The sequence below is a fragment of the Paenibacillus catalpae genome (genome assembly GCF_900112695.1).
In the GTDB taxonomy this organism is placed as follows: Bacteria; Bacillota; Bacilli; order Paenibacillales; family Paenibacillaceae; genus Pristimantibacillus; species Pristimantibacillus catalpae.
The window spans coordinates 147830-164420 of record NZ_FOMT01000004.1 but is presented as its reverse complement, the minus strand read 5'-3'; the positions used below and the strand labels follow the sequence as shown (position 1 = coordinate 164420).

Annotated in this window: 9 protein-coding genes; 7 read left to right on the top strand and 2 right to left on the bottom strand. The window is 50.8% G+C overall.

Translation table 11 applies throughout. The features are described 5' to 3' along the window. Nucleotides 1-53 precede the first annotated feature (53 nt). Nucleotides 54-8705, top strand: coding sequence for a hemoblobin-interacting domain-containing protein (locus tag BM200_RS18490; protein ID WP_425434582.1), 8652 nt, complete (start codon nt 54-56; stop codon nt 8703-8705). 71 nt (nt 8706-8776) lie between these two features. On the opposite strand, the gene BM200_RS18485 is transcribed toward BM200_RS18490, so the two are convergent. Further along, nucleotides 8777-10087: a glutamate-1-semialdehyde 2,1-aminomutase gene (locus BM200_RS18485; RefSeq protein ID WP_091188139.1), complete on the bottom strand. Its 1311-nt coding sequence runs from the start codon at nt 10085-10087 to the stop codon at nt 8777-8779. Between the two features lie 601 nt (nt 10088-10688). After that, complete coding sequence (locus tag BM200_RS18480) at nt 10689-11744, bottom strand: LCP family protein (protein ID WP_091188138.1); 1056 nt, start codon at nt 11742-11744, stop codon at nt 10689-10691. Nucleotides 11745-11997: 253 nt separating this feature from the next. On the opposite strand from BM200_RS18480, the gene BM200_RS18475 reads away from it, so the two are divergent. The 6 genes from BM200_RS18475 (at nt 11998) to BM200_RS18450 (ending at nt 16587) form a co-directional block, all read left to right on the top strand. Then, nucleotides 11998-13083, top strand: a complete 1086-nt coding sequence (locus BM200_RS18475; protein WP_091188137.1) for an ABC transporter ATP-binding protein — start codon at nt 11998-12000, stop codon at nt 13081-13083. Next, on the top strand, nt 13080-13874 hold the full coding sequence (locus tag BM200_RS18470) for an ABC transporter permease (RefSeq protein WP_091188136.1): 795 nt from the start codon (nt 13080-13082) through the stop codon (nt 13872-13874). The genes BM200_RS18475 and BM200_RS18470 overlap by 4 nt, the downstream gene beginning before the upstream one ends. A gap of 6 nt (nt 13875-13880) precedes the next feature. After that, nucleotides 13881-14672, top strand: a complete 792-nt coding sequence (locus tag BM200_RS18465; protein WP_091188135.1) for an ABC transporter permease — start codon at nt 13881-13883, stop codon at nt 14670-14672. Nucleotides 14673-14710: 38 nt separating this feature from the next. Further along, complete coding sequence (gene bcp, locus BM200_RS18460) at nt 14711-15178, top strand: thioredoxin-dependent thiol peroxidase (protein WP_091188134.1); 468 nt, start codon at nt 14711-14713, stop codon at nt 15176-15178. Nucleotides 15179-15302: 124 nt separating this feature from the next. Beyond that, entirely contained in the window at nt 15303-15515 is a 213-nt protein-coding gene (locus tag BM200_RS18455; protein WP_091188133.1) for a hypothetical protein, read from the top strand. A gap of 1 nt (nt 15516) precedes the next feature. Next, nucleotides 15517-16587 carry a polysaccharide deacetylase family protein gene (locus tag BM200_RS18450; RefSeq protein ID WP_175532923.1) on the top strand — a complete coding sequence of 357 codons (1071 nt, stop codon included), beginning with the start codon at nt 15517-15519 and terminating at the stop codon, nt 16585-16587. The last annotated feature ends 4 nt before the right edge of the window (nt 16588-16591 follow it).

Sequence of the window (16591 nt, the reverse complement as noted above, 5' to 3'; positions counted from 1 at the left end):
TTAACAACATGATTGAGCTTCCTGGAGATCACACTTGAGAGGGGAAAACAGTGTTGACTCGAAATAAGAGAAAAAGTACAAAAAGATTGTTGTCGTTAGTAATGTCCTTAGTCATTGCCGTAAGTTATGTGCCTTCCGCGGTTTTCGCAGCATCGGATACAGCTGCAGTGCCAGTTGAAGCTGCTGCTCCGGATGTTGCTGGGCATTGGGCGGAGCAGCAGGTGACGGACTGGAGCTCAAAAGGTCTGATTAACAGTTACCCGGACGGTTCGTTTAAGCCGGATCAGGACATTACACGCGCGGAATTTACGAAATTGATGAACAGTTTGTTTGGCTTCACGACGAAAGGCGGCAATAGCTTCTCTGATATAGCAGCTGGTGCATGGTACACGGATCAGGTTGCTATTGGCAAACATGCAGGCTTCATTAATGGTTATCCGGATGGAACATTCAAGCCAAATGCGGCAATTACGAGACAGGAAGCTGCGAAGATTGCGGCAGGACTGTTCCGGCTGCCCGCAGTAACGGGGGATAACCCGCTAAGTGCCTTTGAAGATAAAGCGCAAATTGGCGCATTTGCGGAAGTGCCGCTTGGTCAATTAGTGAGCGGAGGTTACTTGAAAGGCTTCCCTAACGGAACCATTCAGCCTCTCAAATCGATCACGCGTGCAGAAGCGGTTGTTCTGCTGGACCGCCTGGCTGGGGAAGCATACACAAAAGCGGATACGTACAAGGCTCAGAAGCTTGAGGGTAATGCGCTTGTGAATACGGATGGCGTAACGCTGGAGAATGCTGCGATAGGCGGCGATCTGTTCTTAACTGCGGGAATTGCTGAAGGCGATTTCACGCTGAAGAATTCCGAATTGAAAGGAACCATTTATGTAAGCGGCGGTGGTGTTCATAGTATTTATTTTCATAATGTGAAAGCACCCAATGTTGTTGTTGATAAGAAAGAGGGGCCGGTAAGGGTTGTGATCGAGGATTCAAGGATTAATAATATGGATCTCAATACGAATGCGATTCTTGAAACCAACAACACGGATATTGATCATCTGAACAATAATTCATCTGATTCTACGTTGAATGGAAGCAAGCTGGATAAAGGGCAGAAGCAAGTGGCTGGCAATAGTAATAGTGGCAGCGGAAGCACGAATCCGACGCCATCCCCAACCACGACCCCAAAGCCGGATGAATGGGAGCTTGTTTGGAGCGATGAGTTCGACGGAACAGGCAGCAATCTGGATACGAACGGCTTGAACCTCAATAAGTGGGGTTATCAGCTCGGTACGGGCTCGCAATACGGGCTGGACGGCTGGGGGAATAATGAGCAGCAAAGCTATGAAGCGGACAATATGAAGGTAGAGAACGACAGGCTTGTTATTACCGCGAAAAAAGAAGCAAACAGCAATAATAAGCCGTATACCTCGGGACGGATTTTCACACAGCATACGTTCACGAAAGCTTACGGCAAGTTCGAAGCGAAGCTGAAGCTGCCGAAAGGCCAAGGCTTCTGGCCAGCCTTCTGGATGATGCCGGCAACAAGCGAATACGGTACGTGGGCATCTTCCGGTGAGATCGACATTATGGAAGCTGTAGGCAGACTGCCTGGTGAAGTTTCCGGAACGATTCATTATGGCAAGGCAGCCCCCGGAAACCGTTATACAGGCGATAAGTATACATTCCCTGCCGGTACGGATTTTAGCGGAGAACATGTATACGCCGTTGAATGGGAGCCGGGTGAAATCCGCTGGCTGGTGGATGGCGTAGTCTATCAAACGCAGAACAATTGGAACAGCTGGGGGATTGATCAACCGGCGAAATATGCTTATCCGGCACCATTTGATAAACCTTTCTACATGATTCTGAACCTGGCTGTTGGCGGCAACTTTGATGGCGGCAGAATGCCGACCGACGACAACGCCCGTACGATGGAAGTAGAATATGTCCGCGTTTACGATAAGAAGGGCGGCTATTCAACGGAAGGTCTTGAGGAACCGAAGGTTGAGCAGGAGGCTCTGCCAGCCGATCATAAAGAAGCAATCAATGGCAACTATGTGCATGATGTGAATTACGCGAACGGTTTCAAGACAGTAGCAACGGATACGGATACGCTTGATGCGGAAAAATGGAACTTTGTTCATGTGCCTACCTATAACGGTGAGGGTTCGATAGGAACGGAAGTTATTGGAGATACCGCTTATGCGAAGGCCGAGATTACAAATGGCGGATCTCAAGACTACGCGGTACAGCTTATTCAGAACGTGACGGTTGGCAAAGGCAGGTATTACAAGCTGTCTTTTGATGCCAAATCGAGCACGAACCGGACGATGTCCGCCAAGATTGGCGGCGGGGCTGAACGCGGCTGGGGCACTTATTCCGATGTCTTGTCCGTTAACTTGACCGACGAGTTCAAGAATTACGGCATGACTTTCCAGATGGCAGCAGATACCGACGTTCTCGCTCGTCTTGAACTTAATATCGGTCTCAACACGAATCCTGTCTGGATCGGCAATGTGAAGCTGGAGGAAGTAGATGCACCGGATCCTTATAATGAGGATGCTGTGAAAGAGCCGATTAACGGCAACCATGTCTACAATGGGAACTTCGAGCTTGGCAGATTGGACCGCCTGACTTACTGGCATTTCAATACGGCAGACAGTGCGGCAGCAACGGCTTCCGTTGACCCGGAAGACCGCGAGTTTACAGCGAATATTACAAACGGAGGAACAGGAGCTTCATCCATTACCTTGCTTCAAAAAGGCGTTAACCTCATTCCAGGCAATGATTATGAAGTGAAGTTTAAAGCAAGTGCCGCTTCGGACCGAACCATTAAGGTGGGTATTCAGAAGCAGGACGGTACGAATGTGGTTGATCCTATTGAAGTTAACCTGACTGCTTTATCTGCTGTACAGACGGTGAACTTCAATTCTGCGGATGTTGAGGACGATAAAGCAATTCTTGTCTTTATGCTTGGCGGCAATGAGGCGGATGTAACGATTGATCATGTCGTTATGACCCGTCTGACGAACAATGGCGTCGGCGACCTGCCGCTGGCAGATCAGTTCCCGCTTAAGAACGGCGACTTCTCGAACGGTAAAACCGCGTGGAACCTGCATGTTCAAGGCTTCTACGACGGCTGGGACAAAGTGACCGGTTATACCGAAGAGGCAGGAAGCATGAAGGTGAATGTAAGCAGCGTTGGCAACAATCCTTGGGATGTCATGATGATGCAGAATGACTTCACTCTTCGCAAAGACAACACCTATGTTGTATCCGTGGATCTCAAATCAACAGCTGAGCGTGAGGTAGAGATCGTTGTCGATAATGCAGGCGGACGATTGCTTTCGAAGATGGAGCATCTGACGGCAGATTACCAGACGTTTGCGTATGAGCTGCCTGTTACAGGAGATACGTTAGCTTCCTTTAAAGTGCTGCTTGGCAAGCAAACGGCAAATCCGGCAGGAGCACATGATGTATATGTCGATAATGTACGCGTTGAGATCAAAGGCGCCCGTGATAAGAACTTCCTATTAAAAAATGGCTACTTCACAAGCGGTGATGCCAACTGGTCTAAGCATGTGCAAGGCGTATATGATGGCAATTCCAAAGCTACATTTGATTTTACAAGCGGAAGAGCAAAGGTCAACGTTGAGAACGCAGGCGCAAATCCTTGGGACGTGATGCTCTATCAAGAGCCTCTTCTAGTTAAGAAAGACTCTGCCTATATCGTTACGTTTGATGCGAGATCTACCCTGGTTAAGACAATCGATGTGATTGCAGAGAACGGCACCTATACCCGCTATTTGAATGAGAAAGTAACGCTTGGCGAAACAACGAAGAGCTACTCCTTTGAATTCACGATGCCGAAGGATGATACAGTAGGTCTCAAGTATCTCCTAGGCAAGAATGGCGATGCACTGGCCCATGACATTTTCATCGATAATGTCCGGTTCGAACGGAAAGGTGCTAAAGAAGCATTAGGCGAGAAAGCGCCGCTCAGTAATGATATCCGCCTTGCTTCGGCACCAATCGTTACGCCGGATGTAGCGGACAACAGTCTTGGCAAAGACATTACGCTGACCTTCGCGATCCAGCCGGGCTGGAGCAGCTCGATCAAGGCGATTAGCGTGGACGGAACAGAGCTTGCAGAAGCTGATTACACTATTGCAACAAACAGTATCACCATTAAAGCAAGCGTCTTTACGACCGCAGGCGATCATGTGATTGTCTTCCAGGCTTCCGGTTATGAGCTGGGGCAGGTGACGCAAACGATTGAAGCGGAGCAAATGTGGAGCCTTGTCTGGTCCGACGAGTTTAACGGCGATGCGGCTAACCCGGATACAAACGGAGTTGACCTGGCCAAATGGGGCTATCAGGAAGGAAACGGCTCCGAATATGGCGTAGCAGACTGGGGCAATAACGAGCAGCAATATTACCGCAAGCAAAATATCGCCGTTGATCCGGAAACGGGCAACCTTGTCCTTACTGCTAAGAAGGAGTCCTTTAACGGCAAGCCTTATACTTCCGGCCGTCTCTGGACCAGCAATACCTTTACGAAAGCCTATGGTAAATTCGAAGCCCGCATGAAGCTGCCGGAAGGAAGCGGAATTTGGCCGGCCTTCTGGATGATGCCTGCTGACAGCGAATATGGCGGCTGGGCAGCATCAGGCGAGATCGATATTATGGAGGCCAGAGGACGCCTGCCGCATGAAGTTGGCGGTACAATCCATTACGGCAAGAACGCTCCGAACAATAAAGCAACGGGAGCAGCTTATTACTTCCCTGAAGGAGAATCCATTACCGGCTATCATACCTACTCGGTAGAGTGGGAGCCAGGCGAAATCCGCTGGTACGTAGACGGCAATCTGTATCAAACGATTAACAACTGGAACAGCTGGGGTGCGGATCAACCGGATAAATATGCTTACCCTGCACCGTTTGACAAACCGTTCTATATGATTTTGAACCTGGCGGTTGGCGGGCAATTTGACGGCAATCGTCTCCCGGCCGACAGCGACCTGCCTGCGAAGATGGAAGTGGACTACGTCCGTGCTTACGAATTGACCGGCCGTCCTTACCGTACACCGGTAGAGCCGGATGCGAAGGATGAAATTCCGGCTAACGCGAAAGCGATTGTCGATCAGGATTTCGAGCATGGTCTGACGGATATTACGGACTCTGCACAAGCACTTGATGCGAACTACTGGAACTTCCTGCATACGCCTGATTTTGGCGGAGCGGGCTCTGCAACCGTCGATGCCATAGGTGACGATAAGTTCGCCAAAGTATCGATTACGGGCGGCGGCAACCAGAACTACGCCCTGCAATTGATTCAATACGCAACGATTACGAAAGGCCATGCTTATAAAATCAGCTTTGATGCCAAAGCATCGGCAGCAAGAAACATCAGCCTGAAAGTTGGCGGCGATGCGGATAACGGCTGGGGCGCTTATTCGGATAATTTCGATGCCGCTCTGACGACCGATCTGAAGCATTATGAATACCGCTTCCTGATGAACAACGATACGGATCTTGCCGCACGCCTGGAGCTTAATCTTGGCCTTCATACAAATACCGTATGGATCGGCAATATTAAGATCGAAGAATTTGACGCGGTATCCGAGCAAAATGGAGCTAAAGCGCCGCTTGGCAACGGACAGCATGTCTACAACGGCAACTTCGACCTCGGATCGATGGACCGCATGACCTACTGGAACTTTGAGACTTTGAATGACGCAGATGCTTCTGCGGCGATTGACCCTGAGGGGAGACAGCTTGAGGCAACGATTGCGGATGGAGGAGACAGTCCATCGGACATTAAGCTGACGCAAAAGGGCATCAATCTGCTGCAAACGGATTCCTATAAGCTGACCTTCAAGGCTTCCGCGGAAGCGGAACGCTCCATTAAAGTCTCGTTCATAAGCAAAGACGGCAGTATCGTATATGCTTCGAAAGATGTCGCCCTGACTACCGCATTAACCAGCCAGGAATTCACCTTCACAATGCCTGTTGGCGTAACGGATGCAGAAGGACAGCTGGTATTTGGACTCGGGGGCAATGACGCGGATGCTGCGATCGATAACGTGTCCTTGATCCGCACGACGAATAACAACTTTGACTTCACGGGCGTGGATATGTTCCCGCTGAAGAATGGTGATTTCTTCGCAGGCCTCTTGAATTGGGAGCAGAACTCGCAAGAAGGCGGGGCTGCACAATTCTCTGCGGAGGAAGGCGCCGCGAAGGTCAATGTAACAAGCTTGGGCAACCAGCCTTACAGCAATATGCTGATCCAAGGCGGCATGAGCTTGAGGAAAGGGTTAACTTATACGCTCGAGTTTGATGCGAAGGCTTCGGCAGCCCGCGATTTGCAGGCTACACTCGAGAATGCATCGTACGTCCGGAGATTTGATTCCGGTGTACAGTCTATCGGCACGGACTGGACGCATTTCAAATTTACCGTTCGCCCTACAGCAGACGAATTGCTTGCACTAAAAATTATGCTCGGTAAAACACCTGGAGGAACTATCGGTACCGTATGGTTCGACAATATTGTGCTAGAGGTGGAAAATGCGCCGGTGAAACGTCCGCCAACGATGATTGCGGACAGCACGGATAATCTGGCAGGCCAAGAAATCGTGATTCCGTTTGCGGATGACGCGGACTGGAGAGGCGCAATTACAACGGTTTCGGTAAACGGCGCAGCTCTGAATGCCGCGCAATATGCCATAACAGAGGGCGCGCTGACGCTTCATGCGGATGTCTTTTCCGTTGACGGCAACTACCCGGTGAAGATAACGGCAAGCGGATATGGCGATGCTGTCCTTGCGCAGCAAGTTTTCGCTGGTGACGGCAATCTGGTTCTGAACGGCAGCTTTACGAACGGCACCACGAACTGGGAATCATGGAAAGGCGCCGATGATTACTCTTCGATCTCGGTAGCAGGTGAGAAAGCGCAGATTCAGATCAATTATAACGGCGGTCTGGACCCGCAATGGAGTGTTCCTTACACCTGGTCTACTCAGTTCATGCAGTCCGGCATTAAGCTGAAAGCGGGCAAAACGTATGAGCTCAGCTTTAAAGCATCATCCACGGTTAACCGTCCGATTCTAGTGGAACTTACCGGCTACAACAATAATCAGCAAGTGGCGTTCTTTATTACGGGGGATGAAGCTGTCTACTCAAAAGTATTGAAGCCAACCGCTGATATGACCTTAACCGTGAAGTACCTGCTTGGTAATGTAATTAACGGTGATCAGGTTACGCCGGATGGCGAGCATACGATCTTTATCGATGAGGCAGCTGTTCGAGAGAAGGTATCTCCTCCGGCAGTGACCGCAGATTCGACGGATAATAAGCTGACCTATCCAATCGAGTTGAGTTTTACGGATAACACGGCATGGAGAAACGAAATTACTGGTCTTACTATTGATGGAACGTCTGTAGACGCAAGCAAGTATACGGTCGCAGCAGGAAAACTCACGATCGACACCTCGCTTTTCCCGTCGATCAAGACGTATGCGATTGCGATTCTGGCAAATGGTTACGCGCCAGCCGAAATATCGCAGGAAGTGAAGACCAACGCGAACAATATCGCAATTGGCAGCACGGCAACCGCTTCATCCGGCAGTCAGGGCGCTGCCAATGCCGTTGACGGCAAGACAGCTACGAGATGGGAGAGCGCATCACAAGATCCGCAATGGATTTCTCTTGATCTGAAAAAGCTCTACAAGCTCGACAGTATTATCCTGAATTGGGAAGGGGCTTTCGGCAAGACCTACACGGTTCAAGTGTCCTCAGCGGAAACGCCGGGAGACAATGATTGGACAACAATCTTCACCGAGCCTTCGGGCAACGGCGGTATCGACAACATTACCCTTCACGGAGAAGAAGCACGGCATGTACGTATCTACGGTACAGCAAGAGGCACGCAATGGGGCTACTCGCTTTGGGAAGTCGAAGTATACGGCAAACCGTCTAATCCGGATCCGGTATTATCTCCTGGGCCGGCCTTAACAGCTGATTCTACCGACAATAAAGCAGGCAACAGTATCGACGTTACCTTCCCTGGCAATGCCGAATGGGAGGGCGCAGTGTCAGCAGTTAAGGTGAATGGAACCGCACTTCCTGCCGGGCAATACAAAGTGGAAAGCGGAAGAATCACTCTTGCCTCAACCGTATTCACAGCAGCCGGCAGCTATAACGTGGTGATTGAAGCAGCTGGCTACTCCGACGCGGCGGTGACACAGGTTATGACAGCGGCAGATGCTCCTGCTGTCAATCTGGCATTAAACAAATCGGCAGTTGCATCTTCCATGCAAGGCGTATTTCTGGCATCCGAGGCAACTGACGGTGATGAAGGCTCCAGATGGGGAGCGGATTGGACGGCTAATTCGGATAACCATCCGGAATGGATTTACGTAGATCTTGGAGCTGTAGAGACCTTCAATACGCTGGTGTTGAACTGGGAGGGAGCCTATGGCAAATCGCTTGAGATTCAAGTGGCGCAGCAGGGTGCTGATCTCACCAGCAATGACAGCTGGACGACCGTCCATGCGATTACCGGTCAATCGCTCAGCGGAGAAGGCCTGAAGCAGACGGTTAACCTGGCTGCTTCGGCACAAGGACAATATGTACGGATTTATGTAACGGAGAAAGGCTTTGCTAACTACGGTCCTTCGTTATATGAAATTGAAATTTACGCCTAGTTACTAGAATAACAAAAAGCCGCTCTACCGATGCCTGACGGCAGTTGGTAGAGCGGCTTTTTGTTAGTTAATTAGAGTCTCGAGAAAGCATGATCAGCGGCTGCTATAGTAACCTCTATGTCATCTTTCGTATGTGCGGTGGTCAGGAACCATGCTTCATATTTGGAAGGGGCAAGGTTGATGCCTTGTTCCAGCATAAGCTTGAAGAAGCGTCCGAATATTTCGCCGTCCGTATCCTGTGCTTCATCATAGTTCGTCACCGGATGATTGCAGAAGTGGGTCGAGAACGAACCGCGGATCTGGTTAATCGTCAGAGGCACGCCATGCTTTGCTGCCGATGCTCGAAGTCCCTCAGCCAGTGTTGTCGCGAGGTCGTTCATGCGATCATATACACCGGCTTCCTGAAGCACTTCCAGGCAGGCAATCCCCGCCGAGATCGACGCTGGGTTGCCAGCCATCGTACCCGCCTGATAAGCCGGGCCAAGCGGAGCGACCTGCTCCATAATTTCCTTGCGGCCGCCGTATGCACCGATAGGAAGACCGCCGCCGATGATTTTGCCAAGAGCGGTAAGATCCGGCTCGATGGCTTTGAAGTCCGGGAATACGTTAAACGTCTGAGACGTGCCGTAATGGAAGCGGAACGCCGTAATAACCTCATCATAAATAACGAGAGCACCGGCTTCGCGGGTCAGCTTGCACACCCCTTCGAGGAAGCCGGGCTCCGGCATAACCATGCCAAAGTTGCCGACAATCGGCTCGATCATAACGGCTGCGGTATCGTCGCCCCAGCGCTCCAGCGCTTCTTGTAAGGCCGGGAGGTTATTAAACGGTACAGTAATGACTTCCTGGGCGATCGAGGTTGGAATGCCGGCGCTGTCCGGAATGCCAAGCGTAGACGGGCCCGAGCCTGCAGCAACGAGGACAAGGTCCGAATGGCCGTGGTAACAGCCGGCGAATTTGATGATTTTGTTGCGCTTCGTGAAGGCGCGGGCCACGCGGATTGTCGTCATAACGGCTTCAGTGCCGGAGTTAACGAATCGAACTTTATCCAGGGATGGAATGGCTTCCTTCAGCATGCGGGCCATCTGGATTTCAAGCTCTGTAGGCGTGCCGTACAAGATGCCGTTTTGCGCAGCGCGAACAATCGCTTCCGTAATATGCGGGTGGGCATGTCCCGTAATGATCGGGCCGTAAGCCGCCAAATAATCGATATATCGGTTATCATCGACGTCATAGAAATAGGCGCCTTCCGCGCGCTTCATAAATACCGGCGCACCGCCGCCTACGGCTTTGTAGGAGCGGGACGGACTGTTGACACCTCCCACGATATGCTGCAGCGCTTCTGCATAAAGCGCTTCTGAACGGGAACGTTGCATAGACATAAATAAATCCTCCGTATTTCGTGATATGTAAGCCGGTCTTGGCGAGTCAAGCGGCCTGATTGAAGAAAAATCGACACTATCCATTATCGCGCAGTCGGGACAAAAAGCAAAGTCATGAACAAGCTCGTTTATGGCGAAACGAACATCTTCTGTTGCAGATTGTAAATGATTACTTTATGAAACGCAGATTAGGCAACTTGCATTTGCATGAAAAGATTGCATTAACCGGCAAGTTGAACTTCTATTGCACAAACTGCAATATATTAACCCCAAATGGGGGCATCGGAGGAGTTAGGCTGTACTGAATGCAGTATATTTTTCGTAATCTAGCCCAACCCGGGCTATTTAGTCCCAATATCCTGCATTCCGTGCAGGATATATCTAATTACTAGGCTCAAAAATACTATTAGGCTGCACTTCGTGCAATGTAGTGGTATAACTAGTTACTGGATAGAAGCTGACATAACGAATATCGCGTGACCATTCATGATTAAACAATTTTACGATTAACGAACCTCAATGTAAATTGCATTAACAAAAGGACCTCACCATCTGCCGAGCGGCGAATGATGAGGTCCTTTATAGATCTCTCTATATATCCCTATTGTGCGGATGTGCTATTATCTGTTGTTGTATCCGTGCCATTCTCCGCGCCTGGCGAAGGGGATGGCGTAGCCGCTGTATCGTCTGCAGCCAGCGTCTCCTGGACGGAAGCCTTCAGTTCGTCCAGATCGCGAACACCAAGGACGGATGCTCCGCCTACATGCTCTTCAGCGATCAAGTCCATTGGAGGCACTTGCTGTGTGCCGGCCAGATGGGATTCAACACCCAGTTGACCAAGCTTCAGCATATCGGTAACCTGCAGGTTTGTCTCGATGTAAGGCGATACGCTGTCCAGAATTTTTTTCATCTGAACGATGTTCCATCCGGATTTGAGCTTATCAGCTACAGCACCCAGGAATTCACGCTGACGCTCCGTACGAGTGAAGTCGCTCATCGCATCGTGGCGGAAACGAACGTATTGCAGCGCTTTGTCGCCGTCAAGCAGCTGGTAGCCTTTCTTCAGATCGATATCATATTTGTTCTCATCAGCATTATCGGTGTAATGCATGTCCTTCTCCACATCGAAGTATACGCCGCCGATCGTGTCGACCAAAGCTTTGAATCCTTCGAAATCCGTGTAGACATAATATTGAATATCCAGACCAAGCAGATCGCCGACCGTCTTCATGGCAAGCTGCGGTCCGCCAAGCGTAATCGCCGTGTTGACCCGGCCTCTGCCATGACCTTCAATATCGATATAGGTGTCACGGAGAACCGAGAAAAGATGAGCTTTCTTGGTTACCGGGTCAAATGATGCGATCATAATTGAATCCGAACGCGGTACCTGGTTTTCTTCTAAGCCCCGGGCGTCACCGCCAAGCAGCAGAATGTTGACGCGCTCTTTGCCTTGCCATTCCGGCGGAGCTTCGACGGTTGGGTTGTTCTCGAATTGGCCAAACCGGGAATCCTCTTTGTCCTTATTAAACTTGTCTAACGAATTATATACGCCGGTGCCCCAATAAACGAGGCCTGCGACGGCAATGACTATAACTACGAGAAAACCGCTAAGCACCCATTTCCAAGGTTTTCTTTTCTTTTTAGCTTGTGTAGCCATGACTGTAGTAGTGCTCCTTTCAGCAACTCATCCTGTAAAAGTGTGTAAACCCAAATCAGACAGGCGATTCATCGTTCCCGAACCGATGATGCCTGCCATTTACGCACAACAATAACTAATGTAATATTACATATCATAAAATTATAAAGCGGAACGATGGATAGAAGCAAGTTTTATCGTTTTCCTTGGAAAAATATCATAATTCCCCGGGAAATGTCGACCGTTCTAAACGGAGAGGAGAAATTTAAAGCTTATGCTGGCGATTGATGTCAAAGATCTGCGAAAGCAGTTTAAAGTACAGAAGAACAGAGAAGGACTGTCCGGCGCGCTAAAAGACCTGTTCAAACGTGAGTATACCGAGGTTACAGCCGTTAAAGATATTTCGTTCCAAATTCCGCAAGGCGAGATTTGCGGTTATATCGGCGAGAATGGCGCAGGCAAATCGACAACGATTAAGATGCTGACGGGCATTCTGGTACCAACGTCCGGACAGCTGAAGGTAAATGGCTATGTACCGTACAAAGACCGCGAAAAATTTGTAGGGGGAATTGGCGTTGTCTTCGGCCAGCGCTCCCAGCTGTGGTGGGATATCGGTGTTATTGAGTCTTTCCAGTTGCTGCGCAAAGTATATCGGGTATCCGAACAAGATTTCCGCAAACGATTGGACAACCTGGTGGATCGCCTTGATCTGGGCGAACTGCTGAACCGTCCGGTACGCAAGCTGAGCCTTGGCCAGCGGATGCGGTGCGAGCTTGTTGCCTCATTGCTTCATAACCCGTCGATTCTGTTTCTCGATGAGCCGACCATCGGCCTGGATATTGTAGTGAAGACCGAAATCCGCGAATTTCTGAAGGACCTGAACCGCGAGGAAGGGACAACCATTCTGCTTACGACCCATGATCTTCAGGATATCGAAGCGTTATGCTCGCGCGTCATTATGCTGGATGACGGCCGGATTATTTATGACGGAGGTCTGGAAGAGCTGAAGAACCGATGGAGTAAAGGCCGCGAGATCCAGTTCCAATTCGGTACCGCAACTCCTCTGACGAAGCTGCAGCTGCTGACAGCAGGCCTTGATGTAACCTGGACCATGAGCGAGCAGGGGGCATCGATGTGGCTTCCGCATTCGATTAACGTATCCGACGCGCTTGGTATGGTCGTTGGCGGGGCGGATATTCGGGATATCAAAATCCTCGAGACGAACACCGACGATATCGTCCGTGAAATTTATCGTTCCGGGTCGGCTTCGGCGTCTGCCGCTGCAACGCTGTTGGAAGCAAACTCCGCAAAGCAGGAGGCAGAGGCTGAGGAGCCTGAGAAGGAGACTTCTCTCCGATGATGAGTGCTTACTTGGATTTTATCCGTATCCGGTTTCTGACGATGCTCGCTTACCGCGTTAATTATTACAGCGGTATTGTTATTTATGCGATTAACATTGGTGCTTATTATTTCCTGTGGAAGGCGATCTTCGGCTCGGCCGAGACGCTTCAAGGCTTTACGCTTGCCCAGATGACCACGTATATTGCGGTGTCCTGGATGGCCCGCGCGTTCTATTTCAACAACCTGGACCGGGAAATCGCTAACGACATCCGGGACGGAAGTATTGCGATGCAGCTGATCCGGCCGTATTCGTATTTGTTTGTGAAAATGATGCAGGGCCTTGGCGAAGGATTGTTCCGCCTTATTCTATTTATGGGACCGGGACTGCTCATCGTCTGCCTGTTGTTCCCGGTGAAGCTGCCGAAGGATCCGGCTGTATGGATCATTTATTTCATCATGCTAATGTTCAGCCTGTTTATTAATTCGCAGCTTAACATTCTGACAGGCCTTGCCGCTTTCTTTGTGGAAAATAACGAGGGGATGATGCGCATGAAGCGGGTGCTCGTTGACTTGTTCTCCGGCGTCCTCATTCCGATTGCATTCTTCCCGGGCTGGCTGAAGAGCACAATGGAATGGCTGCCCTTCCAGGCCATCACGTATTTGCCCAGCGCCGTGTTTACAGGGCGGACGCCTATGAGCGAGGCCTGGGGTGTATTGGGGCTGCAGGCGGTCTGGTTCTTTGTTCTGCTTGTGCCTATTATGTTTACTTGGCGGGCGGCCCGTAAGCGGCTGTTCGTGCAAGGAGGTTAATTCGTGATGCTGTATGCTGTATTGTTCTGGGAGTACATTAAAAACTATGCCAAAACACGTCTGACGTACCGTGCCGACTTCTGGGTCGAGGTGCTGTCGGATTTGATGTTCCAAGGGATGAATCTGGTCTTCATCCTCGTCGTATTCCAGCATACGCCGTCGCTTGGCGGCTGGACGGAGTCCGAGGTCATCTTCGTATACGGCTTCTTTATGATCCCGTACGGGATATTCTCGACTTTCTTCGGGATGTGGAATTTCAGTGAGCGGTATATTGTAAAAGGCGAGATGGACCGCATCCTGACGCGTCCAGCTCATAACCTGTTCCAGGTGCTGCTGGAGAACGTTGATCCGCCGTCCATGATCGGCTCCGTCGTAGGGGCTGTCATTATGGCTGTCTGCTGGAATGATCTTGGACTGGCGTTCCACTGGTATTATGTGCTGATTATGCTCTTGTTCGTGCTTGGCGCCGTGCTTGTGTATGCGGGCATCTATACGGCGTTGTCGGCGATTTCGTTCTTCTCGGATGCGCCAACGGGGATCGTGCCGCTTATTTATAACGTTCAGAACTATGGCCGATATCCGGTTAACATTTATAATAAAACGATTCGTTTCGTTCTGACCTGGCTGCTGCCATTCGCCTTCGTAGGCGTTATTCCGGCATCGTATTTCCTGGAGAAGAAGGCGGATGACCTGTCCCAGCTCGCCTGGCTAACGCCGGTAATGGGCGTCATCGTATTCGCGCTTGGGCTGATGCTGTGGAATCATGGCGTGAAGAAGTATCGCGGTGCGGGCTCCTAGGTTAGCAGGTTAAGGAAGGTATTGGAGGTTTTGTTGGTATGAGTGCATTGGAAATAGGCAAGAAGGCGCCGGACTTCAAGCTGCCGGCTTCAAACGGCGAGATCGTGAAGCTGAGCGATTATCGCGGGAAAAAGGTCGTTATCTATTTCTATCCGAAGGATAATACGCCAACCTGTACGCAGCAGGCTTGTGATTTCCGGGATGCCTATCCGGCGATGGCGGACAGCAATACGGTGGTGCTTGGCATCAGCCCGGATCCGGTTAAATCGCATGAGAAGTTTATCGGCAAGCAGAGCCTGCCGTTCCTGCTTCTCTCGGATGAGCAGCACAAGGTATGCGAGAAGTACGGCGTATGGCAGATGAAGAAGCTGTACGGCCGCGAGTACATGGGCGTTGTCCGCTCCACCTTTCTCATTGATGAGAAGGGCAAGCTTGCCCGCGAGTGGCGCGGCGTGAAAATAAAAGGCCATGTCCAGCAAGTAGCGGACGAGGCCGCAAAGCTATAGAAGATTGGAAGGCGGGCCACTTGCGGCCCGCTTTTTTTGTTGATTAATTTCGGGCATTTGCTAGATTTGCCTCTCATATACTCTATTAGATCGATTACGAGAGTAGAGAAGGGTGGCAGATTAGATGCGCTTGCTGATACAGACAGGATTATGTTTGGTTGTTTTATGGTTTGGGCTGCTGGGGGCTGGTCCGGTCACGGAACGCCAAGGATGGGATGGGGCATATGCCGGGCTGACAAGCGAGGTAGCGACAGCTGCCGGATCTGCGGGGCAAGCGGTGAAGGACGGGGAGGAAGAAGGCAGCCTGAATCTATCCAGCCCTGCCTGTTTATTATAGCGTGGAAGAAGCAAAAGCAGCAGCCAAGCCAACCGTCTATCTGACGTTTGATGACGGGCCAAGTCAGCAGACGAAGGAGGTTCTGGCCATCCTGAAGCGGGAAGGGGTGAAGGGGACCTTTTTTATGCTCGGCAAGGAAGTGAAGCGGTACCCGGCTATGGCCAAGCAGGTCGTGAAGGAGGGCCATGCGATCGGCAATCATACGTATGATCATGTGTACGCTGAACTGTATGGCCATTTTGCCGTGTTTGCCAAACAGGTAATGGATACCGACGAGGCGATCTTCCAGGCGACAGGAGTAAGGACAAATCTGGTCCGCGCGCCGGGCGGGACATACGGCAACTTTGATCAGGGCTACTTCGACGCGCTTGCGAAGGCCGGTTATATCGTACACGACTGGAATGTGGACAGCGGGGATTCGAAGCGGGTGGGCGTCCCGGCTAAAGAGATTATAAGCACCGTCGAAGGTTCCAAGTTATCGAGCAAAGTGGTCGTACTGATGCATGACAGCTCCATACACGGGGAGTCTGTGAAGGCTTTGCCGGAAGTGATCGCTTTTTTCAAAAAGAAAGGGTATCAGTTTGCCGTCTTAACCGATCAAGTCAAGCCTATCCAGTTCCGGCTGGCGGAAACGTTGAAATGGAAGCGTGCGAAGGTGACGGCTGCCGAGACGCAGAGCCTCGCGCAATTTATGGCAAGGACAAGAGCAAAACCGGAGAATTCTGCTCCTAAGCCGCAAAGCTTAGTCTTGCATGCGGGCGACGCGGAAATGACGTTTGCGCCGGAAGATTACCGGATGACAAACGGGACGATCGAAGTGCCGCTGCGCCAATTGGTTGCAGGACTTCATGGCATTATCCGCCTGGACATGTCCAACGGCGTCGCTGAGGCAGTGGTCAATAATCAGAGCGTGAGCTGGACGGCGTCCGAGGTAGGGGGCAGCGGGAAATCTATGCCAAGCCGGATCATGGTTCCGTTAAGAGATACTCTTCAGCGATTTCAAATGATCATTAATAGAATCGTGGCAACGGCGGATAAAAGAGAGATTTGGGCGGGCCAGTCTTCCATCTAGCAGG